The 24657-nt window shown below is 66.3% G+C and carries 19 protein-coding genes and 6 pseudogenes; 14 read left to right on the forward strand and 11 right to left on the reverse strand.

Annotated features, from left to right (window positions below; all coding sequences use genetic code 11):
- Nucleotides 1-102: 102 nt before the first annotated feature.
- The 10 genes from JL101_RS32735 to JL101_RS32780 are packed head-to-tail and all read left to right on the forward strand — an operon-like array spanning nucleotide 103 to nucleotide 10145.
- The gene (locus tag JL101_RS32735; RefSeq protein WP_203103399.1) at nucleotides 103-1041 is read left to right on the forward strand and encodes an ABC transporter permease; all 939 of its coding nucleotides are present in this window, start codon (nucleotides 103-105) and stop codon (nucleotides 1039-1041) included.
- Nucleotides 1042-1096: 55 nt separating this feature from the next.
- Complete coding sequence (locus JL101_RS32740) at nucleotides 1097-2056, forward strand: ABC transporter permease (RefSeq protein WP_203103397.1); 960 nt, start codon at nucleotides 1097-1099, stop codon at nucleotides 2054-2056.
- The gene (locus tag JL101_RS32745) at nucleotides 2053-3633 is read left to right on the forward strand and encodes a sugar ABC transporter ATP-binding protein (RefSeq protein WP_203103395.1); all 1581 of its coding nucleotides are present in this window, start codon (nucleotides 2053-2055) and stop codon (nucleotides 3631-3633) included. Before JL101_RS32740 ends, JL101_RS32745 begins: the two co-directional genes overlap by 4 nt.
- Complete coding sequence (locus JL101_RS32750) at nucleotides 3630-4358, forward strand: ThuA domain-containing protein (protein WP_203103393.1); 729 nt, start codon at nucleotides 3630-3632, stop codon at nucleotides 4356-4358. The genes JL101_RS32745 and JL101_RS32750 overlap by 4 nt, the downstream gene beginning before the upstream one ends.
- Complete coding sequence (locus JL101_RS32755) at nucleotides 4355-5716, forward strand: amidohydrolase family protein (RefSeq protein WP_203103391.1); 1362 nt, start codon at nucleotides 4355-4357, stop codon at nucleotides 5714-5716. The genes JL101_RS32750 and JL101_RS32755 overlap by 4 nt, the downstream gene beginning before the upstream one ends.
- A 5-nt stretch (nucleotides 5717-5721) precedes the next feature.
- Nucleotides 5722-6642, forward strand: a complete 921-nt coding sequence (locus JL101_RS32760) for an NAD(P)-dependent oxidoreductase (protein ID WP_203103389.1) — start codon at nucleotides 5722-5724, stop codon at nucleotides 6640-6642.
- Nucleotides 6643-6661: 19 nt separating this feature from the next.
- The gene (locus JL101_RS32765; protein ID WP_203103387.1) at nucleotides 6662-7522 is read left to right on the forward strand and encodes an intradiol ring-cleavage dioxygenase; all 861 of its coding nucleotides are present in this window, start codon (nucleotides 6662-6664) and stop codon (nucleotides 7520-7522) included.
- 42 nt (nucleotides 7523-7564) lie between these two features.
- On the forward strand, nucleotides 7565-8155 hold the full coding sequence (locus tag JL101_RS32770) for a malonic semialdehyde reductase (protein ID WP_203103385.1): 591 nt from the start codon (nucleotides 7565-7567) through the stop codon (nucleotides 8153-8155).
- A gap of 18 nt (nucleotides 8156-8173) precedes the next feature.
- Entirely contained in the window at nucleotides 8174-9262 is a 1089-nt protein-coding gene (locus JL101_RS32775; RefSeq protein WP_203103383.1) for a maleylacetate reductase, read from the forward strand.
- A 52-nt stretch (nucleotides 9263-9314) separates the two neighbouring features.
- Nucleotides 9315-10145, forward strand: a complete 831-nt coding sequence (locus JL101_RS32780; protein WP_203103381.1) for a BKACE family enzyme — start codon at nucleotides 9315-9317, stop codon at nucleotides 10143-10145.
- Nucleotides 10146-10238: 93 nt separating this feature from the next.
- Here JL101_RS32780 and JL101_RS32785 read toward each other — a convergent pair.
- From JL101_RS32785 to JL101_RS32795, 3 pseudogenes are all read right to left on the reverse strand, one after another.
- Nucleotides 10239-10559: pseudogene (locus tag JL101_RS32785) on the reverse strand (integrase core domain-containing protein); the annotation flags it as partial.
- Between the two features lie 162 nt (nucleotides 10560-10721).
- A pseudogene (locus JL101_RS32790) lies at nucleotides 10722-11066 on the reverse strand (FAD binding domain-containing protein); the annotation flags it as partial.
- A gap of 4 nt (nucleotides 11067-11070) precedes the next feature.
- Nucleotides 11071-11307: pseudogene (locus JL101_RS32795) on the reverse strand (2Fe-2S iron-sulfur cluster-binding protein); the annotation flags it as partial.
- A 186-nt stretch (nucleotides 11308-11493) separates the two neighbouring features.
- On the opposite strand from JL101_RS32795, the gene JL101_RS32800 reads away from it, so the two are divergent.
- Complete coding sequence (locus JL101_RS32800; RefSeq protein ID WP_203103379.1) at nucleotides 11494-11814, forward strand: MmyB family transcriptional regulator; 321 nt, start codon at nucleotides 11494-11496, stop codon at nucleotides 11812-11814.
- A gap of 30 nt (nucleotides 11815-11844) precedes the next feature.
- Here JL101_RS32800 and JL101_RS32805 read toward each other — a convergent pair whose 3' ends face one another.
- Together JL101_RS32805 and JL101_RS32810 are read right to left on the reverse strand one after the other, a co-directional pair.
- On the reverse strand, nucleotides 11845-14472 hold the full coding sequence (locus tag JL101_RS32805) for an MHYT domain-containing protein (protein WP_203103377.1): 2628 nt from the start codon (nucleotides 14470-14472) through the stop codon (nucleotides 11845-11847).
- Nucleotides 14473-14857: 385 nt separating this feature from the next.
- Entirely contained in the window at nucleotides 14858-15700 is an 843-nt protein-coding gene (locus JL101_RS32810; RefSeq protein ID WP_323374753.1) for a PQQ-dependent sugar dehydrogenase, read from the reverse strand.
- Between JL101_RS32810 and JL101_RS32815 the strand changes: the two genes are divergently transcribed.
- Complete coding sequence (locus JL101_RS32815) at nucleotides 15693-16160, forward strand: histidine phosphatase family protein (RefSeq protein WP_228435602.1); 468 nt, start codon at nucleotides 15693-15695, stop codon at nucleotides 16158-16160. The genes JL101_RS32810 and JL101_RS32815 overlap by 8 nt on opposite strands.
- Here the strand turns inward: JL101_RS32815 and JL101_RS32820 are convergent.
- A complete protein-coding gene (locus tag JL101_RS32820) occupies nucleotides 16148-17713 on the reverse strand; it encodes a hypothetical protein (RefSeq protein ID WP_203103371.1) in 1566 nt (521 codons plus the stop codon). The two genes, JL101_RS32815 and JL101_RS32820, sit on opposite strands and share 13 nt — an antisense overlap.
- Before the next feature lie 66 nt (nucleotides 17714-17779).
- Nucleotides 17780-18059 (reverse strand): annotated as a pseudogene (gene tnpA, locus JL101_RS32825) (IS200/IS605 family transposase).
- A gap of 237 nt (nucleotides 18060-18296) precedes the next feature.
- On the opposite strand from tnpA, the gene JL101_RS32830 reads away from it, so the two are divergent.
- On the forward strand, nucleotides 18297-18467 hold the full coding sequence (locus JL101_RS32830) for a hypothetical protein (RefSeq protein WP_203103367.1): 171 nt from the start codon (nucleotides 18297-18299) through the stop codon (nucleotides 18465-18467).
- 152 nt (nucleotides 18468-18619) lie between these two features.
- Here the strand turns inward: JL101_RS32830 and JL101_RS32835 are convergent, their stop codons facing one another.
- The 4 genes and pseudogenes from JL101_RS32835 to JL101_RS37060 form a co-directional block, all read right to left on the reverse strand.
- Nucleotides 18620-19984 (reverse strand): Na/Pi cotransporter family protein, encoded by a 1365-nt coding sequence (locus JL101_RS32835; RefSeq protein ID WP_203103428.1) that lies wholly within the window; start codon nucleotides 19982-19984, stop codon nucleotides 18620-18622.
- A gap of 70 nt (nucleotides 19985-20054) precedes the next feature.
- A pseudogene (locus tag JL101_RS36670) lies at nucleotides 20055-20321 on the reverse strand (Na/Pi symporter); the annotation flags it as partial.
- Nucleotides 20322-20365: 44 nt separating this feature from the next.
- Nucleotides 20366-21448: a phosphate ABC transporter substrate-binding protein PstS gene (gene pstS, locus JL101_RS32840; RefSeq protein WP_203103365.1), complete on the reverse strand. Its 1083-nt coding sequence runs from the start codon at nucleotides 21446-21448 to the stop codon at nucleotides 20366-20368.
- Nucleotides 21449-21708: 260 nt separating this feature from the next.
- Nucleotides 21709-22822, reverse strand: a pseudogene (locus tag JL101_RS37060) (ISAs1 family transposase).
- A 433-nt stretch (nucleotides 22823-23255) separates the two neighbouring features.
- On the opposite strand from JL101_RS37060, the gene JL101_RS32850 reads away from it, so the two are divergent.
- Entirely contained in the window at nucleotides 23256-24542 is a 1287-nt protein-coding gene (locus JL101_RS32850; protein WP_203104457.1) for a nucleoside hydrolase-like domain-containing protein, read from the forward strand.
- Nucleotides 24543-24657 lie beyond the last annotated feature (115 nt).

Below are 24657 nucleotides of genomic sequence, written 5' to 3' on the forward strand. Positions count from 1 at the left end.
CAGGGAAAACCCGAATGCGGGGGGAAGACGATGGCAACCCAACAAGGTGTCAGCGTACAGAAGACAACAAGCCTTTTCGACCGCGAGAGAATAGCAAGGGTATTGACGCAGCAGGGCATCCTGTTGGCCTTCGTCGTCTTCCTCGCGGCGTTTGCCCTTCTGTCCGACCGTTTCCTGTCGACCGACAACATCATGACGGTGATCCGGCAAGCCTCGATCGTCGGCGTCATCGCCATCGGGGTCACCGTCGTCATCATCGGCGGCAATCTGGATCTCTCGGTGGGATCGATGCTGTCCTTCGCGACCGTCATCGTGGTCGACCTGCACGACAAGGTCGGACCGGAACTGGCGATCGTCGGAATGTTCGCCGCGGTCCTGCTGGCGGGCGCCGTCAACGGCCTGCTGGTCGGGTATTTGCGGTTGAACTCCCTGATCGTCACGCTGGGCATGCTCTCGGTCATCCAGGGCGTCACGCTGATCTATACCGGCGGGCAGAATGTCGATATCGCCAACCAAGCCGACACCTGGTTCGCGGTCTTCGGGCGCGGGTTCGTCCTCGGCGTCGCGGTGCCGGTGGTGATCTTCCTGGGGCTAGCATTGGTGGCCGATCTGGTCATGCGCTACACATCCTACGGCCGCAAGATCTTCGTCGTCGGCGGAAATCCCACGGCGGCCGTCTTCTCCGGGCTGCGGCGCTCGCGGCTGGTCTTCAGCACCTATCTGCTGTCGGCCTTCGCGACCGCCTGCGCGGCCCTGATCCTGGGCTCCCGCGTGATGGGATCGCAGAACAATGTGGGGCAGGGCTATGAACTGCTGGTCCTGGCCGGCATCATCCTGGGCGGAACCAGCCTGCTGGGAGGATCGGGCAGCATCTGGAAGACCGTGATCGGCGTCATGATCCTGGGCTTCATCCAGAACGGCCTGCTGCTGCTGGGATATCCCTACTACACGCAATGGTTGGTCACTTGGGTCGTCATCATCCTGGCGGTTTGGCTCGACCTCGCGTCCCGGCGCCGCCGCCTGTTCACCGCGTTCTCCTGATCCTTCCACCGATGACTCTTCCACCGATCCAAGGGCGAACCCTGGAGGAAACACCATGTCCGCACTTCGCCGTCTACTGACCGGCCGCGGCGCCGTTCAGCCGATCTGGCTCTTCGTCATCCTGATCACGCTGCTGTTCAGCCTGACGGCCGATCATTTCCTCGATTTCAACAATTTCATGAACATCCTGATCCAGACCTCGACCATCGGTCTGATCGCGCTGGGCATGACCTACGTCATGATCAACGGCAACATCGACCTTTCGGTCGGCGCCGTGCTGGCGCTGGCGGCCACCCTGTCGGTCGACCTGCAATCCTACGGCTTGGGCGTGGCGGTGGTCGCCGCCCTGCTCAGCGGGATCGCACTGGGCGCGCTGAACGGCCTGATCGTCTGGAAGACCGGGGTCAGCGCCTTCATCGTCACGCTGGGTGCCATGATCGGCATCCGCGGCCTCGTCTTCATCTATACCGGCGAGCAGTCGTTCTACGCCGAGAACTTCGCCTTCTCCGACTTCGGCGTCAGCACCATCGGCCCGGTCCCCACGCTGGCGGTCATCTTCCTGGGTTTCACGGCCGTGATGCACTGGGTCCTGACCCGCACCGTCCATGGCAGCAACATCTTCGCCGTCGGCGGCAACCGCGAGGCCGCTACCGATGCCGGCATCCGCGTCGGCCGGCACATGGTCATCAACTTCATGATCGTCGGATTCTTCGCGGCGCTGGCCGGCGTCACGCTGGCGACCCAGATGGGCGCCTCGACCCCCAACCTGGGCCGCGACTACGAGCTGTGGACGATCACCGCCGTGGTCCTGGGCGGCACCAAGCTGACCGGCGGCTCCGGCAGCATCACCGGCACGCTGGGCGGCGTTCTCGCCATCGGCATCCTGCGCAACGGGATGAACCTGATGCAGGTCCCCGCCTTCTACGTGCTCGTCATCATGGGGCTGATCCTGATCGCCGTGCTGCTGCTCGACAGCCGGGTCAACCGCCGCTCCGGACAGGAGGTCCAGGCATGACACACGCAATCCAGACCAACTCATCACCTACCGGTGTCCGACAGGCCCAAGACGAACCCGTGCTGATCCTGCAGGGCATCACCAAGCGCTTTCCCGGCGTCGTCGCCCTCAACAAGGTGGACTTCACCGTCCGCGCCGGGGAGGTCCACGCCCTGCTCGGCGAGAACGGCGCCGGCAAATCGACCCTGATGAAGATCCTGGCCGGCAAGCACCATGCCGAGGAGGGCCGGATCCTGCTCGAAGGCGAGGAGGTCAGGCTGGAAAGCCCGATCCAGGCCAAGCAGCGCGGGATCGTGCTGATCCACCAGGAACTGTCCCTGGTGCCGGAAATGACCGTGGCCGAAAACATCTATCTCGGCAGCCTGCCCATGAAGTGGGGCAACCGGATCGACTGGAAAAAGCTGCGCGCCGATGCCGGGGCCATCCTGAAGCGGCTGCAATGCTCCTTCGGTCCCGACGACATCGTCGCCGACCTGTCCATCGCCCGGAAGCAGATGGTCGAGATCGCCCGCGCACTGGCCTTCACCCCGAAGATCGTCATCTTCGACGAGCCGACCGCCTCGCTGACCGACCACGAGAAGCCCGTCCTGTTCGGCATCATCCGGACCTTGCAGGAGCATGGCGTCGGGGTGGTCTACATCTCGCACCGCATGGACGAGATCTTCACCCTGTCCCAGCGCATCAGCGTGCTCCGCGACGGCGAGTACCGCGGCACTGTCGATACCGCGGATACCAACGAGGACGAGGTCACCCGGCTGATGATCGGGCGCAGCCTGGAACTCGACCAGAGCGCCAAGCCGAAGGAATTCGGCGAGACCGTGCTGGACGTGCGCCGTCTCGGCATCGACGGGGTGTTCGAGGACATCAGCTTCAGCGTCGCCAAGGGCGAGATCGTCGGCATGTACGGCCTGATTGGGGCCGGACGGTCGGAGATCGCCGAGACCCTGTTCGGCCTGCGCCGGCCGTCCACGGGCGAAATCCGCCTTGAGGGCGAGGTGGTGACGATCCACTCGCCGACCGATGCGGTGCGGCGCGGCCTCGCCCTGGTGCCGGAAAGCCGCAAGGAGCAGGGGCTGGTCCTGGGCATGAACTGCCGGGACAACATGACCATCGCCCAGATCGACCGGCTGTCCAGCCGCGGCGTGCTGAACCAGAAGAAGGAGTTGGAGGTCTACGAGAAATATGCCCGCGAGCTGAAGGTGAAGACCCCCGGCTGGGCCGAGAAGGTCGGCAATCTCAGCGGCGGCAACCAGCAGAAGATCGTCATCGGCAAATGGCTCAGCACCCATCCGAAGCTGCTGATCCTGGACGAGCCGACCCGCGGCATCGACGTCGGCTCCAAGGCCGAAATCCACAGCTTGATCAAGCAGTTGGCGAAGTCGGGCTACGCGATCCTGGTGATCTCGTCGGAAATGCCGGAGGTGCTGGGCGTCAGCACCCGCGTGCTGGCCCTGTATTCCGGCCGCATCACGGGGGAGTTCGATGCCGACGCGGTGACCGAGGACGACCTTGTCCAGGCCATCACCGGCCAGACGACGCATGGAAAAGCGGCAGGAAACATGGGAGCTGTAGCATGAGGGCGGCACTCTTCGTCGGCGGCTGGGAAGGCCACAATCCCGAGCGGTTCCAGCGCTGGGCGACCGAACTGCTGGAAGCCAACGGCTTCACCGTCGAGACCTTCGACGCGCTGGCCCCGCTGGCCGACCGCGAGAAGATGAAGTCGGTCGATCTGATCGTGCCGATCTGGTCGAGCGCGCGGTCCGCCCACCGGCCGGAGTTCGGCAGCATGGAAAAGGCCGAGGAGGACGGCCTGCTGGCCGCCATCGCCGACGGCTGCGGCATCGCCGGCTGGCACGGCCATATGGGCGACGCCTTCCGCGACCGGCCGACTTACCATTTCCTGATCGGCGGGCAGTTCGTCGCCCATCCGCCGGGCTGGCCGGACAACCCGGTGCCGTCGGACGACTTCATCGACTACGACGTCAACATCGTCTCCGGCCATCCCATCGTCGAGGGCATCGGCGATTTCCGGATACATTCCGAGCAGTACTACATGCTGGTCGATCCGTCCAACGAGGTGCTCGCCACCACGACCTTCAGCGGCGAGCACCTGCACTGGATCGAGGGCGCCGTGATCCCGGTGACCTGGATCCGCCGCTGGGACAAGGGCCGCGTCTTCTACTGCTCCATCGGGCATTCGGTCGAATGCCTGGATGTGCCGCAGGTCCGCGAGATGATCCGCCGCGGGATGATCTGGGCGGCCCGCAAGCGCCAAGGCGAAGCGGGGAGGGTGCCGTCATGACCGGGACCCTGTTCAAAGACGCCACCATCGTCACCATGGACCCCGCGCTCGGGGACTTTCCGGCGGCCGACCTGCTGGTCGAGGACGGGCGCATCGCCGCCATCGGCCGCGAGATACCGGCCGAAGGGCGCGAGGTGGTGGACTGCCGCGGCCGCATCCTGATACCCGGTCTGGTCAACGCCCACATGCACACCTGGCAGACGGCCTTGCGGGCGGTCGCCTCCAACTGGACGCTGCTGGAATATTTCCGGCACGTCCACCGGGGGCTCGCCACCCTGTTCCGGCCCGAGGACATCCATATCGCCACGCTGGCCGGGGGTTGGAACCAGATCAATTGCGGCACCACCACCCTGGGCGACTGGTGCCACAACAACCCGACGCCGGAGCACACCGACGCCGCGGTGGACGCCCTATTCGAATCCGGCATCCGGGCGGTCTTCCTGCACGGCTCGCCCAAGCCGGACCCCAAGCCCGGACAGCCGCATTTCAGCGAGGTACCGCACCCGCGCGGCGAGGTCGAACGCCTGCTGCGCGGGCGGCTCGCCGACCGCGGCGGCCGGGTCACGCTGGCGCTGGCGATCCTTGGGCCGCACTATTCGACCCTGGACGTCTCAATGCACGATTTCCGGCTCGCCCGCGAATTCGGGCTGGTCGCCTCGATGCACCAGGGCGGCGGCGAGGCCCGTACGCCCGGCGGTTGGGACGTGCTGGAGAGCAGCGATCTGGTCGGGCGCGGTATCAACATCGTCCACGGCCATGGCCTGCCGGCGGAGCAACTGGACCGCTTCGCCGACCTGGGCGTCAGCTTTTCGGTCACGCCCGAGAACGAGATGACCCAGGGCCACGGTTTTCCGATCACCGGGGCGGTGCGGCGGGCGGGCGGTACCCTGTCACTGGGCGTCGATCTGGAATCGGTGCTGTCCGGCGACATGTTCACGGTCGCCCGCATGGCGCTCGGCATGCAGCGCGCGCTGGACAATGACGAAAGCCGCCGTTCCACCGGCAGCATCCCGGAAACCTCGACCATCACGACGCGCGAGGCGCTGGGCTGGATCACCATCGACGGGGCGCGGGCGCTCGGCATCGACGACCGGACCGGCAGCCTGACGCCGGGCAAACAGGCCGACCTCGTGCTGCTGCGCGCCGACGACCTGAACATGTGGCCGGTGCACGACCCGGTGTCGTCGGTGGTCATGCAGGCCGGCCTCGCCAACGTGGACAGCGTGATGGTCGGCGGACGCTTCCTCAAGCGCCATGGTCGGCTGCTGGCCGGGGACATCGAGAACAGAAAGCAGGAACTGGCCGAATCCGGTCGCCGCATCGTCGCGGAAATACGCCTGCGCGAACAGACGGGGTAGGAAAGATGAAACAGCAACAGGACAAGCCTGTCGCCTGGATCGGCCTCGGCAAGCTGGGCCTTCCGATGGCGGCCCGACTGGCGGACGCCGGATGGCGGGTCCGCGGCTGCGACAGGGACCCCGGCCGGCTCCGGCTGGGGGCCGAACGCGGCATCGCCATTGCCGACGACATGGCGGCGGCGGTGGCCGGCTGCCCGGTGGTGTTCGCCTCGCTGCCCGACGACCGGGTGTTGCGCGAGGTGGCGCTCGGCGGCGACCTGATCGGCCTCATGGAGCGCGGGTCCGTCCTGGTGGAGACCAGCACGGTCAGCGTCGCGGCCTCGCAGGAGGTGGCATCGGCGGCGGCGGCGCGCGGCGTAGCATATCTTCGATCGCCGGTGTCGGGCAACCCGGTGTCGGCCGAGGCGGGCGCGCTCAGCGCCCTGGTCTCGGGACCGCGTGATGCGTTCGACGCCGTCCGCCCGCTGCTCGCCACCTTCACCCGCGCCCAAAGCTGGCTCGGCGAGGAGGAACAGGGGCGGTTCGCCAAGCTGGCGATCAACCTGATGATCGCGGTCAGCGCCGGCATGATGGGCGAAGCGCTCGCCATCGCGCGGCGCGGCGGCATCGGCTGGGACGACATGCTGGCGGTGATGTCCGACAGCGCGGTCGGCTCGCCGATGGTCAAGTACAAGATCGACCCGCTGGCCCAGCGGGATTTCACCGCGACCTTCTCGTGCCGGCAGATCGCCAAGGACCTCGACCTGATCCTGGCCTGCGCCCGCGATGCCGGGGTGCCGGTCTCGTTGGCCGCCCAGATGCGTGAAGCCTACTCCGCCATCATCGCCATGGGGGAGGGCGGCGACGATTACATCGCCACGGTCCGCCATGTCGAGCGTCTGGCCGGATTGCCCGCCGTGAAGCCCGACGTGAAGGCCGCCGGCTGACGTGTAAAAGGAGAGACCTATGCGCAATCTCAACGAGAACAACATCACCGATGCGGTCATTGCCCGTTTCCAGGGCTGCGACGACCCGCGGCTCAAGGCCGTCCTGACCAGCCTCGTGAAGCACCTGCACGCCTTCGTCCGCGATGTCGAGCCGACCGAGCAGGAATGGGCCTTCGGCATCGATTTTCTGACCCGCACCGGGCACATGTGCGACGACAAACGGCAGGAGTTCATCCTGCTGTCCGACACGCTGGGTGTCACCATGCTGGTCGATGCGATCAATCACCGGATCGCGGGCAAGGCCACCGAGAGCACGGTGCTCGGGCCGTTCTACGTGGCCGATCCGCCCGAGACCCCCATGGGCGGCGGCATCGGCTGGAACGTCGAGGGCGAACCGTTGTTCGTCGAAGGGCAGGTGCGCTCCGCCGAGGGCTCGCCGCTGTCCGGTGTGGTCGTCGATGTCTGGCAGTCCGACGGCGACGGCTTCTACGACGTACAGAAATCCGGCATGGACAGCCCGTCGCTGCGCGCCCGCTTCCGCACCGGCGCGGATGGCCGCTACGCCTTCTGGGCGGTGACGCCGTCGGCCTATCCGATCCCGACCGATGGGCCGGTGGGCCAGATGCTGGAAGCGACCGGTCGCCACCCGTACCGCCCCGCCCACGTCCACTTCATGCTCAAGGCCGACGGCTTCGAGACGCTGGTGACCCAGGTCTTCGCCGAGGGCGACAGCTACCTGGATTCCGACGCCGTGTTCGGGGTCAAGGACTCGCTGGTCAGGACCTACGAGCAGCGGCCACCCGGAAAGGCACCCGACGGCCGGGTGGTGGAGCGCCCTTGGCGCCACCTTTCCTACGATTTCGGCCTCAAGCCTCTGTGAAGGCTCGGCACCCTCAAAACAACCCATGACACAGGAATCATCATGAATACGCTCGACAGCCACGCCCTCGACCTGCTGTTCCACGAAGCCCGCTCCCAGAACGGCTGGCGCGACGAGCCGGTCACCGAAGAGCAACTGCGCCGGCTCTACGAGATCATGCAATGGGGGCCGACCTCGATGAACTGCCAGCCCCTGCGCATCCTGTTCCTCCGCTCGCCCGAGGCCAAGGAGCGGCTGCAACCGGCGCTGATGCCGAACAATGTCGCCAAGACAATGTCGGCCCCGGTGGTCGCGATCCTCGGCTACGACACGAAATTCTACGAGAACCTGCCGCGCACCTTCCCGCACAACCAGAAGGCCAAGTCCCTCTTCGAAGACAAGCCGGACTTCGCCGACACCACCGCGTTCCGCAACAGCTCGATCCAGGGCGGCTACTTCATCATCGCGGCCCGCGCGGTCGGGCTGGACGCCGGCCCCATGTCCGGCTTCGCCAACCCCAAGGTCGATGCCGAGTTCTGGCCCGACGGCCGGGTGAAGAGCAATTTCCTGTGCGGCCTGGGCCAGGGCGATCCGGAAAAGGTCTTCAACCGCAGCCCGCGCCTCGCCTTCGACGAGGTCTGCACCCTGGTTTAGTCAGCAAAGGCAATCACCATGGACTCATTCACATACGAAGGTCTGCCGTCCCGCGTGGTGTTCGGCTGGGATGCGCTGGCAAGCCTGCCCGCCGAGATCGACCGCCTCGGCGTGCGCCGCGTCCTGGTGCTCGCCACCCCGCCCCAGCGGGCCGAGGCGGACCGCATCGCCGGGCTGATCGGGGACCGGGCGGCAGGATTGTTCGCCGGGGCGGTGATGCACACCCCGGTGGAGGTCACGGAGCAGGCGCTGGCGGTGGTCCGGGAATGCGGGGCCGATGCGACGCTGGCGGTCGGCGGCGGCTCGACCACGGGACTCGGCAAGGCGGTCGCGGTGCGCACCGACCTGCCCCAGATCGTCGTTCCGACGACCTATGCCGGGTCGGAAATGACGCCGATCCTCGGCGAGACCGAGAACGGCGTCAAGACGACCCGGCGCGATCCGCGCATCCTGCCCGAACTCGTGGTGTACGATCCGGCGCTCACGCTGTCGCTGCCCCCGGCCCTGTCGGCGACCAGCGGCATGAACGCCATCGCCCACGCGGTCGAGGCGCTTTATGCCCGCGACCGCAACCCGATCGTCTCGCTGATGTCCGAGGAAGGCATCCGCGCGCTGGCCTCGGCACTCCCGGCCATCGTCCGGGACCCGGCGGATTGGAAAGCCCGCGAGCGGGCGCTCTACGGGGCGTGGCTGTGCGGCGTGGCGCTCGGCACCGTGGGCATGGCGCTCCACCACAAGCTCTGCCATGTGCTGGGCGGCAGCTTCGACCTGCCGCACGCCGAGACGCACACGGTGGTGCTGCCCCACGCCGTCGCCTACAACGCCGCCGCGGCGCCCGCGGCCATGGCCGCGGTCGAGCGGGCGCTGGGAGGCAGGCAGGGACACCGGTCGGCGGCCGAGGGGCTGCGCCGGCTCGCCGAGGCGGTCGGCGCGCCGGTCGCGCTGAAGGACATCGGCATGCCCGCCGACGGGATCGACCGCGCCGCCGATCTCGCCACCGCCAACCCCTACTGGAACCCGCGGCCCATAGAACATGCGGCGATCCGCGCCCTGATCGAGGACGCCTGGGAAGGGCGATCCCCCGGCGCCACCGTCCCGCGTGCCTGAAACCACCGCATCACCTTCATGAGGCAAGAAGAATTCCTTGAAAGGGAGAGTCATGCCCAGACCTGTCGTCATCGCCGTGGCGATCACCGGCTCGGTTCCGCGCAAGAGGGACAATCCGGCCTTGCCGGTCACTCCGTCGGAGCAGATCGAATCCACCCACGAGGCCTTCGAGGCCGGGGCCACCCTCGTGCACATCCATGTGCGGAACCCGGATGAGTCCTCGTCCTCCGACCCCAAGCTGTTCGCCCAGGTCCAGGAGGGCGTCCGAAAGCACTGCCCCGGCATGATCGTGCAGTTCTCGACGGGCGGCCGGGGCCGCAGCCAGGAGGAGCGCGGCGCTGCGCTGTCGCTGCGGCCGGAGATGGCGTCTCTGGCGACCGGTTCGGTCAACTTCCTGACCATCGTGTACGAGAACCCGCCCGCGCTGATCGAGCATCTGGCGCGCACCATGCTGGAATACGACATCAAGCCGGAGATCGAGATCTTCGACCTGGCGATGCTCTACAACACCCGCAAGCTGGTTGACCGCGGCCTGCTGAGGGAGCCCGTGCACGTCCAGTTCGTCATGGGCATCCAGAATGCCCTGCCGGCCCGGCGAAACGTGCTGGAGTTCATGGTCTCCGAACTTCAGCACGTGCTGCCGACCGCGACCTGGACGGCGGCCGGCATCGGGCGGCATCAGCTTGAGCTGAGCCGCTGGGCTCTGGAGTTGGGCGGCCATCTCCGCACCGGCCTGGAGGACAACATCCGGGTCAACAAGGAGCGCCTCGCCGCCAGCAACGCCGAACTGGTCAGGATCACCGCCGACCTGTGCGCCGAGTTCGGCGCTCGCCCGGCCACGGCCGCCGAGGCCCGACATTTGTTCGGCATCCAGGCAAGCTGAGGGGGCGACATCGTTCTCATGTTGCGGGCCAAGGATCAAGTCCTCACGTTGGAGTGAACCGCGCGGGGATTTCCGAAGGCCGATTTGGTTGAGTCACGCCGCCCCGGCGACGTCCTCGGTTTGAGCATAGTAGCGTGCTTCGGCCTCGGCGGGCGGAATGTTGCCGATGGGTTCGAGCAGGCGCCGGTGGTTGAACCAGTCCACCCACTCCAGAGTGGCGAACTCGACGGCGTCCAGGGTGCGCCATGGCCCGCGGCGGCGGATTACCTCAGTCTTGTAGAGGCCGTGGATGGTCTCCGCCAAGGCATTATCGTAACTGTCGCCGACGCTGCCGACCGACGGCTCGACACCGGCCTCGGCTGGATGCTCGGTGTACTTTATGGCAACATATTGGGCGGATTCGAACGGTCGTCGCAACAGCCTGACGCAGGAGGTTGCGATGATGAAGCGGAATCGGCAATCGGATCGATCTGGGCGGGCTCCTCTGCGGTCACTTGGCCGGCCCCCCGTAGCGCAACGTGAGGAGCGTCAGCAATTCTGCACTCCTCCAGTGCCGGGGAGAGAAAGTCCGGGCGGTCACGCCGGCGTTCCGGTCAGGTCGCGCAGGCAGGCGACCAGCGTGCGGCGCGCGAGCGGAATCTTGAAGTCGTTGCCGCCGTGCCCGCCGGTGTCGGCCAGCAGGGCGTCCGCCGCCGTCTCGAACACCCCGGTGGCGGGTTTCCGGCCGACGAGGGCCCGCTCCACCGCCGGGTCGCGCCACGGCATGATGCCGAGCCCGCCGAACGCCAGGGCGGCGCCCGCGATACGGCCGTCCCGCACCTCCACCGCACCCGCCACCGACACCAGGGCGAAGGCGTAGGAGGCGTGGTCGCGGACCTTGCGGTAGAGCTGGCCTCCGGGCGGGGGCGGGGGCAGCTCGACCTGCCTCGGCCGAGCCGATCCCCTCGATCGTGGTGATGTCGTCGTCCTGGTGCATGACCGCGAGCGTCAGGCAGGAATTGATCCGCCGCCCGTTCACCAGCACCGTGCAAGCACCGCACTGGCCGTGGTCGCAGCCCTTCTTGCTGCCCGTGAGGTCCAGGTGTTCGCGCAGCACGTCGAGCAGCGAGGTCCGGATGTCCGGATCCAGGTCGTAGGAGCGACCGTTGATCGTGAAATGCATCGGAGTCACCCTTCTGGTGGATGTCCTGGAACGCCGGGCGGCTGCGGTTGGCTCCGCCGCCGGTGTGACAGTCCCGGATTGGTTACGGCGTTCCGCACCTACATTGGGCAACTCCCGCCTGCGTAGAAGGCAGGGTATTATCCTGGGACAGGGCTATCCCATGTTGAGGTCCGCCCTGGTGCCGGCGTGCTCTACATCCTGACCGACCCGGCCGCCCGGCACCTGCTGGGTGCCGCCTGGGCCGACGAGGCAAGGCGCATGGTCGCGCAGTTCCGCGCGACGCACGACCTGCTCGCGGGCGATCCCGCCTTCCTCGACCTGCTGGAGCGCGCGCGGGCAGGCTGCTCCGAGATCGCGGAGTGGTGGCCGGAGCACGACGTCCGCGACGCCGGGGGCGGGCGCAAGGTCATGAGCCATCCCGAGCGGGGGCTGCTGCGCTTCGAGTACGCGACCTTCCAGTCGAGCGACGATCCGGCGCTCAAGCTGATCCTGTACACGCCGGCATGAAACCGTTCGGGCAGATCCGCGGTGAACCGCTCAGGCCGCGTTCAGCGCCTTCCGGAGGATGCTCGCCAGATGGTCCGGCGAGAAGGACCTGACAAGAACGCCTTCCACCGGGTAATCCGTCGGCACTCTGGTAACGCCGGACGAAACCAGGATGATCCTGATTCCGAACTCCCGGTACAGCCTTCTCCCAACGTCGATCCCGTCGAAAGCCTCGGCGCTGCCCGCATCGACCAGGGCGATCAGCGGCCGGTGCCCGGCCTGAAGCTCCGCGATGTCGCCGTAGGAGGACAGGGCCTTGCAGTTGCCGAATCCGGCATTGCCGACCAGGGACGCCAGCGTCTCCCGGCTGGCCGGGTCGGGGTCGACAACGGCGACTGGGCTGGTGTCGGCCGGTTCCGAGGATCCATCCGCGATGATGCGCTGCACCTCGCGGACCAGATCATCCGCCTGGTATGGCCTGTTCAGGGTGCGGAACCGGTTCGGCGGAGCCGGGCCGGGCCTGCTCGAGCCGAGCGGCGCGATAATCCGCAATCCCGGTATGTGGGCAGCCAGGGTTTCCGCAAGCCTCGGGCCGGTGCCCCCTGCCTGGTCGGTCCCGGTAACCAGGACATCCACTTTGTCGAGGTCGGACAGCCGCCGGGCCTCCTCGGCACTGCCCACGTCGAACACCGTGAAGCCGGCTTCGCGCAGCAGGGTCGCCGACGCGTAGCGGACCGCCAGATCATCCTCGACGATCAGGATGGTTCCGGACGGGCTGCCCGGAGCGCCGTCCCATGTCCGGGACGGGACCGGCATCGAGTGGGTCCTCGGGAGCCGGATGCGGACGGTGGTGCCCTGGCCCGGAGCGCTGTCTATATGCATGTCGCCGCCGAACTGGCGGGCGAAGCCGAACACCATGCTGAGCCCGAGGCCTGTGCCCCTGCCGCCCGGCTTCGTCGTGAAGAACGGCTCCGCCGCGCGGGCGACCACGTCGGGCGTCATGCCGATGCCCTCGTCCCGGATCACCAGCGCGACGTAATCCCCGGAAGGCGCGTCGTCCGTACCCACGCTCCCCGCCGCGACGGTCTGGTTCAGGGTACTGATGGTGATCGCTCCGCCATTCGGCATCGCATCGCGCGCATTGACGGCCAGGTTGAGAAGGGCGGCCTCGAGCATGCCGCGATCGGCCATGCAGGGCCACAGCCGGGCTTCGAGATCAAGACTGATCGGAACTTCGCCGCGCAGGGACAGGCTGAGGAAACTCACGATGCCCGTGACCACCGTGTTCAGGTCGACCGGTTCGGGGTCGACTTTCTGCTGACGGGCGAAAGCGAGCAGCTGCCGGGTCAGGCTGTTGCCGTGAGCGAGCGCGGCTTGCGCCAGTCGCAGCCGCTCCAGGATCTCCCTGGACGGCATCTGGCGCTCGATCGATTCCAGGTTGAGGGAAACGGCGGTGATGAGGTTGCTGTAGTCGTGGGCGACGCCGCTCGCCATCTGCCCCAGGGCTTCAAGGCGCTGCGACTGATACAGCCGGGACTCCATGCGCTGCCGTTCGGTCAGGTCGCGCGCGCTGATCACGATGCTCCAGTCGCTGTCAGGGTCCTCCACCCGGACGGCGCTGCATTCACAGGGAATCTCCGCCCCGTCGCTGGCGGTCAGGGCGCACTGCAGCCGGGCTACGGGTTCTCCGCCCTGCGCCTCGCGAAGCCAACCCTGAACTCGGGGCCTGTCATTCTGCGCCACCAGGTCGATGAACTTCCGGCCACTGAGATCGCCCGGAGCGTAGCGGAGCAGGCGATTGGCCGAGAGGACTTCCCCGACCAGCCGTCCCTGGGCATCGAGTGGCGAGATAAGGTCGGACGACAGGCGCAGCAGGTTGCGGAACCTGCGGATGCTCTCGGTCGCCTTGACCGCCCGGGTCTCGACCTCGTCGGTATATCGGCGGTCGAGCCGGGACGCGAGCATGACGATCAGCAGCGCCGTGGAGAGCGTGATGAATATCGCGAACGCCAGGAGGGAAACGGGTATCGGCGCTGCGTCATGGGAAGTCTGCCCGGGCGCCATGACCATGCGGCAGGAGGCTATGGCCGTGTAATGCATGCTGCTGATCGCGATGCCCATGACCACGGCGCCGACGGCGGCCAGCCTGAGACTGGGGCTCGGTTTGAAGGCGATGAACAGCGCCGCGGTGGAGAGTGCCATCGCGAGAAACACCGACAGGGCCGCCAGGAAGGGATCATGGGTCATGACGGCGTCCATGCGCATCGCCGCCATCCCCATGAAATGCATGACGATGATGCCGGAGCCCATGATGAAGCCGCCGAGGAGAAGGGTGGGCGCTGACCGCTGCCGGACCACTGCCAATCTCAGGCCGACCCAGGTCACCAGGATCGGCAGGACCAGGGACGCGAAGGTCCACCAGAAATCATAGGTCACCATCATCGGCATGCGCAGGGCCAACATGCCGATGAAATGCATCGACCAGATACCGCCCCCAGCGGCAATCGCGGCGGCGCTCAGCCAGACTGACCGCATGGATCCGGAGGCTGAACGCGCTCGCAGACAGATGTCGTAGGAGATGAGCGATGCCAGGATCGCGATGGCGATCGAGATAGCGACGATGCCGTAGTCGTAATCGAACACGACGATCTGGTTTGCTGGCAGGGCTTCGGATTGCATTCTTTTGGCTTTGTTATTCTCCCAAGACCCGCTCGAAACAATCCTGAAGCCTCAAAGTTTCCAAGTTTATTTGATTGCAATTGAGTAAAGTCATGATTCGATCGCATCGAGGCGCTTAAGCGATCTTTGTCTACACCGACTCGGATCTTCACGCCCTCGATCTTCTTGCGGCCATCCAAACCGCGCCCGAAGCAGTTCGGCGCCGACCTTCGGGAACTCTCATACGGCAGCTGTCCGCTTGCGGACGGCGGAAGGGGCTGGGACCACGGCAATCGGCACCGTGGTCCCAGCCGGCCCGGCCGCCTGCCGGGGTCTCACGGATGCCGTGCCGTTCCCGAGGTTTGGTTCCGGCGGTCACCCGCCGAAGCTCCCGGGTTTCGTCGCATCAGTTCCCGCTGGCCTCGCTACCGGTGTCCATCGGTGAAATACGCCATACGGCTCCCTCGGTGCTGTCGTTGATGACGTAGACGGCGCCGTCCGGTCCTTGCGCCACGTCGCGGATTCGGCCACCCAGGGGAATGCGTTCAGCCTCGCGCGCCGTGTTCCCTTCGAAGGTCACGCGGACCATGGCCGTACCGCTCAGGGAGCCGATCAGGGCGCTGCCCTGCCACTCCGGGAAGAGGCCGGCATCGTAGAACACCATGCCGGACGGGGAGATCACCGGCGTCCACCGCATCACGGCGTCGGCGAACTCCGGTCGGGTCGACGGGTCGGGAATGTCGCGGCCGTCGTAATGCCGACCCCAGCTGACCACCGGCCAACCATAGTTCCCGCCAGCCCGCGGCCGGTTCAGTTCGTCTCCGCCGAGCGGCCCTATCTCGGCCACCCAGAGGATGCCGGTGGAGGGGTCGATCGCCGAGGCCTCGATGTTGCGATGGCCATAGGACCAGATGGCCTCATCCGCGCCGGCTTTGCCGACGAAGGGATTGTCGTCCGGGATCGTGCCGTCGCGGTTGAGGCGGACGACGGCGCCCAGCGTGTTCGAGAGGTCCTGCGCCGGCTCGAACTTGAAGCGCTCGCCCAGCGTCAGGAAAATGTGACCGTCGGAAGAGAAGACGATGCGATTCCCGAAATGGTTGGAGCCGTCGACCTTGGGCGTCTGCCGGAAGATAACCTGGAAATCTTCGATCCGGTTCTCCGACAACAGGACGGAAACAGGAACGCTGCGTTGTGAGGCGCGGAAGCTCGGCCCTTCAGGGCCGAGAGTAGTCACCAAGCCGATGCTCACCCAGAAACGCCACCCCCCGGACTCCCTCCCGAAAGCCCCGTGGAACGCCCTGCGGAACATCATCTTCCCGCTGTTCCTGGTGATCGCGGCTGGCACGGCGTCATCCGCCCCGGCACAGCAGCTGCGCCCATCCACAGTGGATGAGGTGACCGGGAAATCCCTGGTCGAACGACTGCGCCGCGGCGGGCTGACCCTGTTCTTCCGGCACGCCGACACCAGCGGCATGCCCTGCGACAGGTCCTACGAGATCGGAGACCGCCCGGGCCAGCGCAATCTCTCGGCGGCGGGCCGGGACCAGGCCGAACGGATCGGGCAGGCCCTGCGGGACCTCGGTATCCCGATAGCCGATCCCGTTCTTGCCGGGCCGGTATTCCGGGCCCGCGACACGGCCGAGATCGCCTTCGGCAGCGCGGCCGTCGAAATTACCGACGGCCTGCTTGCGGACGATTATGCCGGCTGAACCTCCCCACGGCCAAAGCCGGGGGTTCTGAGGGTGCCATCGCCCGAACTCTCCGCGGCTCTCGCTTGCGCTACAGCATCCGCGGCCTTGTCCCGGCGGCCATTCCTCTGTGACGGACGATCCGCTCCGACGCCACCTCCGTTGCCGGGGCGGACGTGGGGACGGGCAAAGCCCGCCCCGCTCGCGGATTGCCTGAAGCCCGACGCCGCCCGTCCCAGCAGCGGTTCCGCAGCCGCCCAATGCAACGCGCATTGGGATGCGTCGAGCCTGTCCCGGTCGACGAAGCGTGCCAGCCACGCCGAGTACAGGTCGCGCTGCACCCGGCTGCCGTCGGCGAACACGTGCCACCGCTGGGACAGCGGCTTCCTCACGTACCCGCCCGTGTCGTGGCTGAACTGCGACAGCCGCGTCGTCCGCGTCGCGAACTCGACCACCGAAGCGCCGGCACTCGCAGCCTTGCGCTTCAGCGTCGAGACGAACAGGGACGGCGCGCGCCGCCTCACGCTCCGGCCGAAATTCTTCTGGAAGCTCCGGTAGCTCACTTTCTCCGTTTTGATGAGGTTGCCCTGCGCCAGCACCCGGTTGGCGAGTTCGCCATGGGCACGCTTGCGCTCGGCGGCAAGACGCCGCTCCAGGTCGGCCTTGGTCGCGCACAGGACGCGATATCGCCCGGAGCGCATTTTGATCCGCACTCCCTTGCGATAGGTGCCGTTGGCGTTGAAGGCGTCGGGGTTCGTCGCCCGGCGGGACCGGTCCATGGCGCGCTGCAGGCGGCGGATCACCGCGTCCATGTCGGCCACGCCGGGGCAGAACGGCTCCAGCGTGGCGTCCGTGTCCGACACGGCGGCGATGGTGCCGGGCCCGAGGTCCAGGCCGACGACGCCGTCGCCGACCGGCAGGCGCTCCTTGCGCGGTGCCAACCCTTCCTGCACCAGCTGGGCGTACCACCGCACCTTTCCGCGAATGGTCCGCCGCAGGACCCGGACGTACTTGGTGCGGCACGACAGCGCCTGCTCCTGCCAGCGGTCGCGGTCGCGCGGGTCGAGCATCAGCGGCAGCACGAGGCCGTCCCACAGCACGACCGGCTTCTCGTCCTGCCAGCGCAGGCGGATCACGGCGTCGCCCTTGCCCTCGACCGAGTGCAGGCGGTTCCGGCCCTTGAAGCGGGGCCGTCCGCGCTTGCCGAAGGCGTGCATCTGCACCGCCTTGAAGGCGCGCAAGGACGTGGTCTGCGTGTCGTGGCTGCCGAGGTGCCGGCCGATCCAGCAGGCGTCGCGGCACGCCTCGGCGTGCTTCTGGATGGACCCCGAGGAGAAGTCGAAGCGTTCCATCGTCGCCTTGAACAGCGCCGTGCGCTCCTTGCCCTTCGGCAGGGTGCGGGCGGCCTGCCAGTCCATGGACTGGCGCATCAGGGCAAGGCGCTTCAGCGTCTCGCCCAGGCAGGCGTTGTAGACGTGGCGGGCCGCCTCCAGGCGCACCTCCAGCGCGCGCTCGTCCGCGGCACTGGTGCATAGCGGGAACTCGGCGATAAAGGAGGGGGTGGCGGCGCGCATGGTTCAGACGTTCTTCTGGCTCTCGATGTACTGCTTGATGGCGGCGAGCGGAGCGCTGCCGACGGTTCAGACGAAGTAGGAGTTGGTCCACAGGCTCGGCAGACGGGACTTCAGCCGGAGGAACTCCTCGCGCCACAGACCCGACGGGCGGCCCTTGACGGCGCGCACCAGCCGGCGGATTCCGAACTGCGGGTCGCAGCCGACGAGCAGATGACCGTGATCCGGCATGATCTCCATCTCGATCAATTCAACGCCAGCTTCTTCGCACACTCCAGCGATGATGCTTCAGGCGGGCGTCGATGAGCGGTTCAAGAACCTTGCGACGGTACTTGGGGCACCAGATCACATGGTCCTTGCAGGACTATACGACGCCGGCGTTCATGAGGCACGCATCCATGCAGGTTCAATGGCATGGCGCTGATAACGATCAGGGGATTTCGCCTACTGCGAAGACGCCGCTGTCCCCACGGCTGAGGCCAAGGCCTTGCGCGGCGTCAGGTCGCGGTTTCGGTCACGCCTCGACTGGGTTCTCTCGGAGCATCGGCGGCTGTTCTCCGCGCCGGTGGCTCCGGGAACGAACCGCGTGCTGGTCGGGCATCGGACACCCGCCATCATGGTGCTCGGCAGCGTCGCCGCCGGGGAGGCTTTCCCGGAGGGATCCGCGATCATCCTGGAGCCGGAGCGCGGCGGAGCCGGTGTTCTCGGCATCCTGATGCTGGCCCCGCCGGTCGGAACCGGCTTTCACACCTGCTGATCCGGGGGGCCCCGCTCCATGCGTAGCGGTTACGATCGCTTCCGTCCGGGTGCGGCAGCGAGAGGCCGAGCGTGGCGCCGGCCGTCCCGGCCTCCGGTCCCCGAGCCGTCCCGATCCTGCCGTACCCTGGCCGGACCGTTGTCCGCCGCAGGTCACGCCGTCGCCGGTTTCGGCTCCAGTCCTGGAACGACATCGGCTTGGTGCTCGACCACGATGTCGCGGTCGACCGAGCGCCGCTCGCCGTCGATGCGCTCGATCAGCAGGAACGCCCGTTCGGCGCTTCCGAGGATCGCCAGCAGCGACCCTCTCTCCGTCGGGGCCAGTTCATCCAGTTTCAGGCATTTCCGGCGCAGTTCCGCGAGCCCGGATATGCGCTGATCCGCGGCGACGGCGGTCGCGCTCCGGGCCGAGCCCGGCAGCACGATCCCCATGGCGTCGGAGACCTGATCGAGGATGCCGTTGACCACTTCCCGGCCCGACGGCGAGAACTCCTCGCGCTTGACCCGCTGGGCAATCTGATGAAGGGTTTCACCCAGGCTTTCGGTGAAATCGGCCTCCTCGATCAGGCTTGCGACCAGATCGGCCTGCCCGTAGGGCTGGCCCGGCGTCAGCAGCGAGGATGCGAACACGCCGATGTCCCGGCTCAGATTGCCGAGATTGGCATGGTGGGCCTGGGGATCCTTCAAGGCGTCCGGCATGCCCCGCGCAATGTCCAGGTAAAGGGTGCCGGCCTCCAGATGCCGCTCAATCTCCTTACGAAGCGCAGGAACGCCTTGGACGATGTCACCCCGCAGGTTGGCGGCAAGGTACTTCGGCAGGGAATAATCCTCGATGTCCTCGGACGCGTCATGCCCGATGCGGCACAGTACCCGCTCGAACACGCCGACGAAGGGGAACAGCAGCAACGTGTTGAAGATGTTGAAGAAGGTCGAATACAAACCGATCGCGACCGGCACGAGCGGGTAGGTTTCCCTGCCGTTCACCATCATCGGGATCCCGGGGTCGCCGCCGAACCACTGCATGGCGAAACGGAGCACGTCCATGGAGAGGAAGAACAGCGGGATGGTCACCAGGACGCCGATGATGTTGAACGATATGTGGGCATACGCGGCGCGCTTGGCGTTCTTGGACAGGTTCAGCGACGCTATCCAGGAGGTGATGGTCGTTCCCAGATCGGCACCGAGCGAGAAGGCCACGGCGGTCTGCCAGTCGAGAATACCGGACGCTCCGAGGCCCATCACGATGCCGATGGTCGCCGAGGAGGAATGGATCATCGCGGTGACCAGCGCCGCCGTTCCGACGCAGGTGAGCAGGCCGATGAAATCGTCCGCCCGCAGCGAGGAGATCGCCAACATCACCTCCGGCATGGCGCGGAGCGGTTTCAGGCCCCCGGTCATCAGGTTGAGGCCGTAGAAGATCAGGGAGAACCCTATGCAGGCCAGGGCGATGTTCTTCGTCCTGTCCGACTTCGAGAAAATGTAGATGAGGGCGAAGAAGCCGGCCAGCAGCAGGCCCAGCGGGCCAAGGGGGCAGGGCGATCAGGCCGTTTCCCAACGTCGTCCCGATGTTCGCTCCCATGATCACGCTGATCGCCGGGCGCAGGCCGACGACTCCGGCATTGACCATGCCGACGACCATGACCGTCATCGCCGTCGAGGATTGGATCACGCCGGTGATGATGGTGCCGGCGAATACGCCTTTGAGCGGAGTTCCCGCCAACTTGGCGAGCAGCGCACGCATCCGGTTGGCGGCGACGGCCTGGATGCCGTTCGACATGAACTCGAGGCCAAGCATGAAGATGCCCAGACCACCGATCACGGGAACGATGATCTGGGTGAAGATATCGACCTGCATGAGCTGTCCTTTTCGGGGCCCGTCCTGACGGGGGCCGGTTGCTCTTACTTGGAACTGGCTTCCCAGTAGGATTTGATCTGGCCGACGAGGGAGTCCGGCAGCGGCACGTAATCCAGATCGACGGCATCCTGCTGCCAGTGCGCCAAGGCTCCGCCGAAGAAGCGCAGGGTGCGGTCGGTACCGGAACGGGGCTCCCGGGGCATCAGCGCGTAGACGGTGGCCGCGATCGGGTAGGCCTCGGCGTCGGCGGTTTCGGTGAGAAGAAGGCTGAAATGGCGCGAGCCCGCCCAGTCCGCGCCGGCGACGGCCGCGGCGATGCTCCGGCGCGATGGTGCCCTGAACTGCCCCGCGCGGTTCTCGACCAGGGCCGAGGGCAGCCCGACCCGCAAGGCCTGGCCGAGTTCGACATAACCGATGGAGTTCGGGTCGTCCGACACGGCCTCGACGATGCCGCCACTGCCTCTGACCCCGGCGCCGACTGGCCATTTCAGCTCGGTATCGATCCCGACCCGCTCCCGCCAGTCCGTGCTGGCATGGGCGAGATATGCCGCGAAGTTGTAAGTGGTGCCGGATCCGTCGCTCCGGTGGACGACCTTGATCGGCGCGTCCGGCAGCGTGAGCTCCGGGTTGAGCGCGCGCAGGGCCGGGTGCGACCATCTATCGACCGTTCCCATGTAGATGTCGGCCAGCACCGCCCCGGAAAGGCGCAGGGCGCCGCTTTCGATCCCTGGCAGATTGAAGACGACCGCGATGCCGCCCGTGGTGATGGGGAACTGCATGAGCCCGTGCCGGTCCACCTCCTCGGCCGGCATGGGCCTTTCGGATGCGCCGAAATCCACGGCCCGGGCGATGACCCGCATGGTGCCGCCCAGTGAACCGACCGGCTCGTAGTCGATGCCGCCGGCCATGACGCCGAACAGCGAGCCCAGGCCGCCCTCTGGAGCGGCCGGTCGATTTGGCAGGGCGGCGACATAGCCGCCGTTCTCCTCGGATGCCTGGAAGTTCTGGCTCCAACGGCTGAGCAGCGGAAAAACGAACGTCGATCCTGCCCCCGTCAAGGGTTCGGCTTGGGTCGGGGAGACTGCGGCCAGGCAGGCGAATAAGGCGGCGATGAGGAGGCGACCCATGAAATCACCGGCATGTAACGGGACGCAGAATATCCCGGGTCATCGATTACCGGCGCAGCATAGTTTTCAGGCATGACATTTGGATGACGGGTGCAGCGTTTCATGAAACCTGCTCCATCTGCGCCAGGAGCCGACGAAATTTCGGGAAGACGGAATCAACGCCGGTTCTCTTCTTCGTATGTGCCAGCGCCGGACCTTTCGAGCCGTTCCTGCCGCAAGATTTCTGTCTGTCATATGTAGTCAGGGCTGTTCAGTTCTCGCTATGAGAGGCGATATGCGAGCGCATTGTCGAAGTTGAGCGCGTTGACGTAGAGTTCGCGGGCGATGTTCTGGACGCCGTTGGCCCGCAGGATGTTGATCGCGAAGCTGCGGAACCGGGCGACGTGGGTGGGCTTGACGCGGGTTCGGCTGGCGTCCTCGCCGAACGTGACGTCGCGGACCCAATGGCTCCGGTTTTCAATCGCCCAGTGCCCCCGGACCGCCCGTCCGAACGCCTCGGCGCCGAGCGCGACCTGGCAGGCGTAGAACGAGACGTCCTCGGTGGCGTGCCACAGGCCTGACCTGGTGTCCTTGTGCCAGGTCAGGCGGGCGACGCGGGCGGCGCAGACGATTAGGCCGTCCCATTCGGCGTCGAGTTTGCCCCGGACATCGAAGGTCTCGACCGTGCGGGTCTCGTGGCGGCCGTGGCCCTTGGGATCAACGCTCCTGTGGCTTTCGGCCGGGGGCTGGGTGGCGGCGATGGCCTCGAGCGTGGCCAGCAGGGTCGGCTGGTTGGCCTTGACCTGGGCGAGCAACGCGTTGCCGGTGTCGCGGGCCGCCTCAAAGGTTTTTTTGACAGTGCAGCGCGTCGGCGGTGAACAGCACGCCGCTCAGGCCGAGCTCCGCGATCAGGCGCTGGGCCGCCGGGATCTCGTTGCTCTTGTCGTCGATCTCGCTGTGCGCCAGCAGGATCGCCGCCTCCGAGGCGAACGCGCTGAGCGCCTGGGCCGCCTTGCGGTCGTTGAGGTGGTCGAAGCTGCCCTTGAGCGTCTTGCCGTCGAGCGCGATCGCCGGCATCCCGCCCTCGGGGCGCGCCAGCAGGCTGGCGGCGTGCCGGCGGAACGCCCGCTCCAGGGCGTCGGCGTCGAGGTCCTGGAGCACGGTGCGCAGGGTGTTGACCGATGGCGCCCGCCTCAGGGCGACGCCGAACAGCTCGTTGAGCAACTCCCGGCGCTGCTCCAGGAAGACGATGATGCGGCGGTACGAGGTCGCGCCGGACAGCAGCGCCAGCACGGTGAACAGCAGCAGCGGCGCCAGCGGGTAGCGCTTGCCCGCCGCGCGCCGCGGATCGGGAACCTCGCCCAGGGCCGCGAGAAGCCGGCCGAACGGTACCATGGCAACCCCCAAGTCCAGGAATTGCCGAGCAAGGATTCACACATTCGCGCGAGATGGTAGACTCTTTCTACGCTGCTTCACACCCCGCCAGGACTCGCTGCGCGCGAGTCAGGCGCGCAACGGGGAGAACTGAACAGCCCTGCATATGTAGTACGTAATATGGGGTCGAGATCAGGAAGAGTCATGATGCTCCGCCAAACTGATTTCATCTCATCTTAGAAAGTGAAAAATCATAGATGGATGATGATTCAGCCCAATCGTCAAGATAGGAATCAAAAACGTTTCATTGGAAGCCTGGATTTGCGCTTTATACAATCGCAAATTTGCCTCTGCATCATTAATCGTCTGTTAACCATATGAATACACTTTTTAAACACTGCTGGATTACTTGTCATTCCGGTGGACATATTGAACTTATCCGGAGAGCACAGACATGGCTTTGCCCAGAGTTTTCATCTCGACCGACCTGAGGCTTGAAGCGCAGGAGAAGGACGATGTCCAGTCCCTTGTCCACGCGCTGATGTATCAGGACAAGATGAACATCGTCGGCATCGCCGGAACGGCGTCCAAGTTCAACACCCAGGACGGTCTGGTCAGGGACATCGATGCCGTGATCGACGTCTACGGCAAGGACCTTGCCAAGCTGCGCGAGCACGGCTCCGGCTTCAAGTCCGTCGAAGCCCTGAAGAAGGTGAGCCATCAGGGCGCCACGGACACTGCGCCGCCCAAGGGATATTCCAAGCCGACGGACTCGTCCGAGGCCATCATCGCGGAAGCCAGGAAGGCCGCCGCCGCGGGCGAGAAGCTGAACGTGCTCACCTGGGGAGGGGAGGCGGACATCGCGCAGGCGCTGCACGATTCTCCCGGCATCGCCAAGCACGTCCGGCTGTTCAGCATCGACACCCAGGACATCCACGCCAAGAAGTACCTGCTGGACAATTTCAAGGGCAAGCTGGACCTGTGGGTCGACAACATGACCACGTTCCGGGGCACCTACGGCACGCCGGAAAGCGGCTCCATGATCAAGGGCTGGCACGAGGCGAACGCCAAGGGCCACGGCGCCCTGGGGGACTTCTTCTCGAAGGTCTCGAGCAACATCTTCAACAAGTCCGGCGTCAAGATGGGGGACAGCCCGACCGTTCTCCGCTTCCTCGACGGGGACCAGGACGACCCGACCCAGGAAAGCTGGGGCGGGGAGTTCCGCAAGGTGTCCGACGGCTACTATACGGACCTTCATGGGCAGGGTTTCGACCGCCCCGGCACCCAAGGGGCCAGGACGGTCTACGAGAACCGCGAGGAGTGGCTCGAAGACTTCGCCGGGCGCTTCGACTGGTTGAAGGACAAGGGTCCGATCCCGCTCCCCCGTCCCGGAGGGGATGACGTGATCACCGTCAAGGCGTCGGGCGATCACTACAAAGGGAATCCGAATTTCGTCATCCAGGTGGACGGGAAAACGCTGGATCTCACGAACCGGGTCACGGCTGTCCATGACAAGGACCAGTGGCAGACCTTCACTTACAAGGGCGACCTGGACGCCCCGGGAATCCAGGAGCGGGAGGTCGAGATCATCTTCAACAACGATGCCTGGAACGGAAGGAAGGGGGCCAATGGATCCGACCGGAACCTCTATATCGACGAGGTTTCGTTCAACGGCCAGGTCGACGACACGGACGCCGTATTCAAATGGAACAGCACGAAGTCATGGCTGTTCGAGGTTTGATATCGAAACCGGATGCGCTTCCGGGGCGCATCCCCCCGGCGGGAGGGAACGGCCTCCGTCCTGTTGGCATGGGTGCGCCCACGGATTGGCCGCGGGCGACCAGCGGCAGGATCGG

Origin of the sequence: Skermanella rosea (genome assembly GCF_016806835.2) — a bacterium.
Classification (GTDB): Bacteria; Pseudomonadota; Alphaproteobacteria; order Azospirillales; family Azospirillaceae; genus Skermanella; species Skermanella rosea.

Coding starts and splice junctions, on each gene's coding strand:
- JL101_RS32740 (WP_203103397.1), top strand. CDS start 1,097: ATGTCCGCACTTCGCCGTCTACTGACCGGCCGCGGCGCCGTTCAGCCG.
- JL101_RS32745 (WP_203103395.1), top strand. CDS start 2,053: ATGACACACGCAATCCAGACCAACTCATCACCTACCGGTGTCCGACAG.
- JL101_RS32750 (WP_203103393.1), top strand. CDS start 3,630: ATGAGGGCGGCACTCTTCGTCGGCGGCTGGGAAGGCCACAATCCCGAG.
- JL101_RS32755 (WP_203103391.1), top strand. CDS start 4,355: ATGACCGGGACCCTGTTCAAAGACGCCACCATCGTCACCATGGACCCC.
- JL101_RS32760 (WP_203103389.1), top strand. CDS start 5,722: ATGAAACAGCAACAGGACAAGCCTGTCGCCTGGATCGGCCTCGGCAAG.
- JL101_RS32765 (WP_203103387.1), top strand. CDS start 6,662: ATGCGCAATCTCAACGAGAACAACATCACCGATGCGGTCATTGCCCGT.
- JL101_RS32770 (WP_203103385.1), top strand. CDS start 7,565: ATGAATACGCTCGACAGCCACGCCCTCGACCTGCTGTTCCACGAAGCC.
- JL101_RS32775 (WP_203103383.1), top strand. CDS start 8,174: ATGGACTCATTCACATACGAAGGTCTGCCGTCCCGCGTGGTGTTCGGC.
- JL101_RS32780 (WP_203103381.1), top strand. CDS start 9,315: ATGCCCAGACCTGTCGTCATCGCCGTGGCGATCACCGGCTCGGTTCCG.
- JL101_RS32805 (WP_203103377.1), bottom strand. CDS start 14,472: ATGCAATCCGAAGCCCTGCCAGCAAACCAGATCGTCGTGTTCGATTAC.
- JL101_RS32815 (WP_228435602.1), top strand. CDS start 15,693: ATGCTCACCCAGAAACGCCACCCCCCGGACTCCCTCCCGAAAGCCCCG.
- JL101_RS32820 (WP_203103371.1), bottom strand. CDS start 17,713: ATGCGCGCCGCCACCCCCTCCTTTATCGCCGAGTTCCCGCTATGCACC.
- pstS (WP_203103365.1), bottom strand. CDS start 21,448: ATGGGTCGCCTCCTCATCGCCGCCTTATTCGCCTGCCTGGCCGCAGTC.
- JL101_RS32850 (WP_203104457.1), top strand. CDS start 23,256: ATGGCTTTGCCCAGAGTTTTCATCTCGACCGACCTGAGGCTTGAAGCG.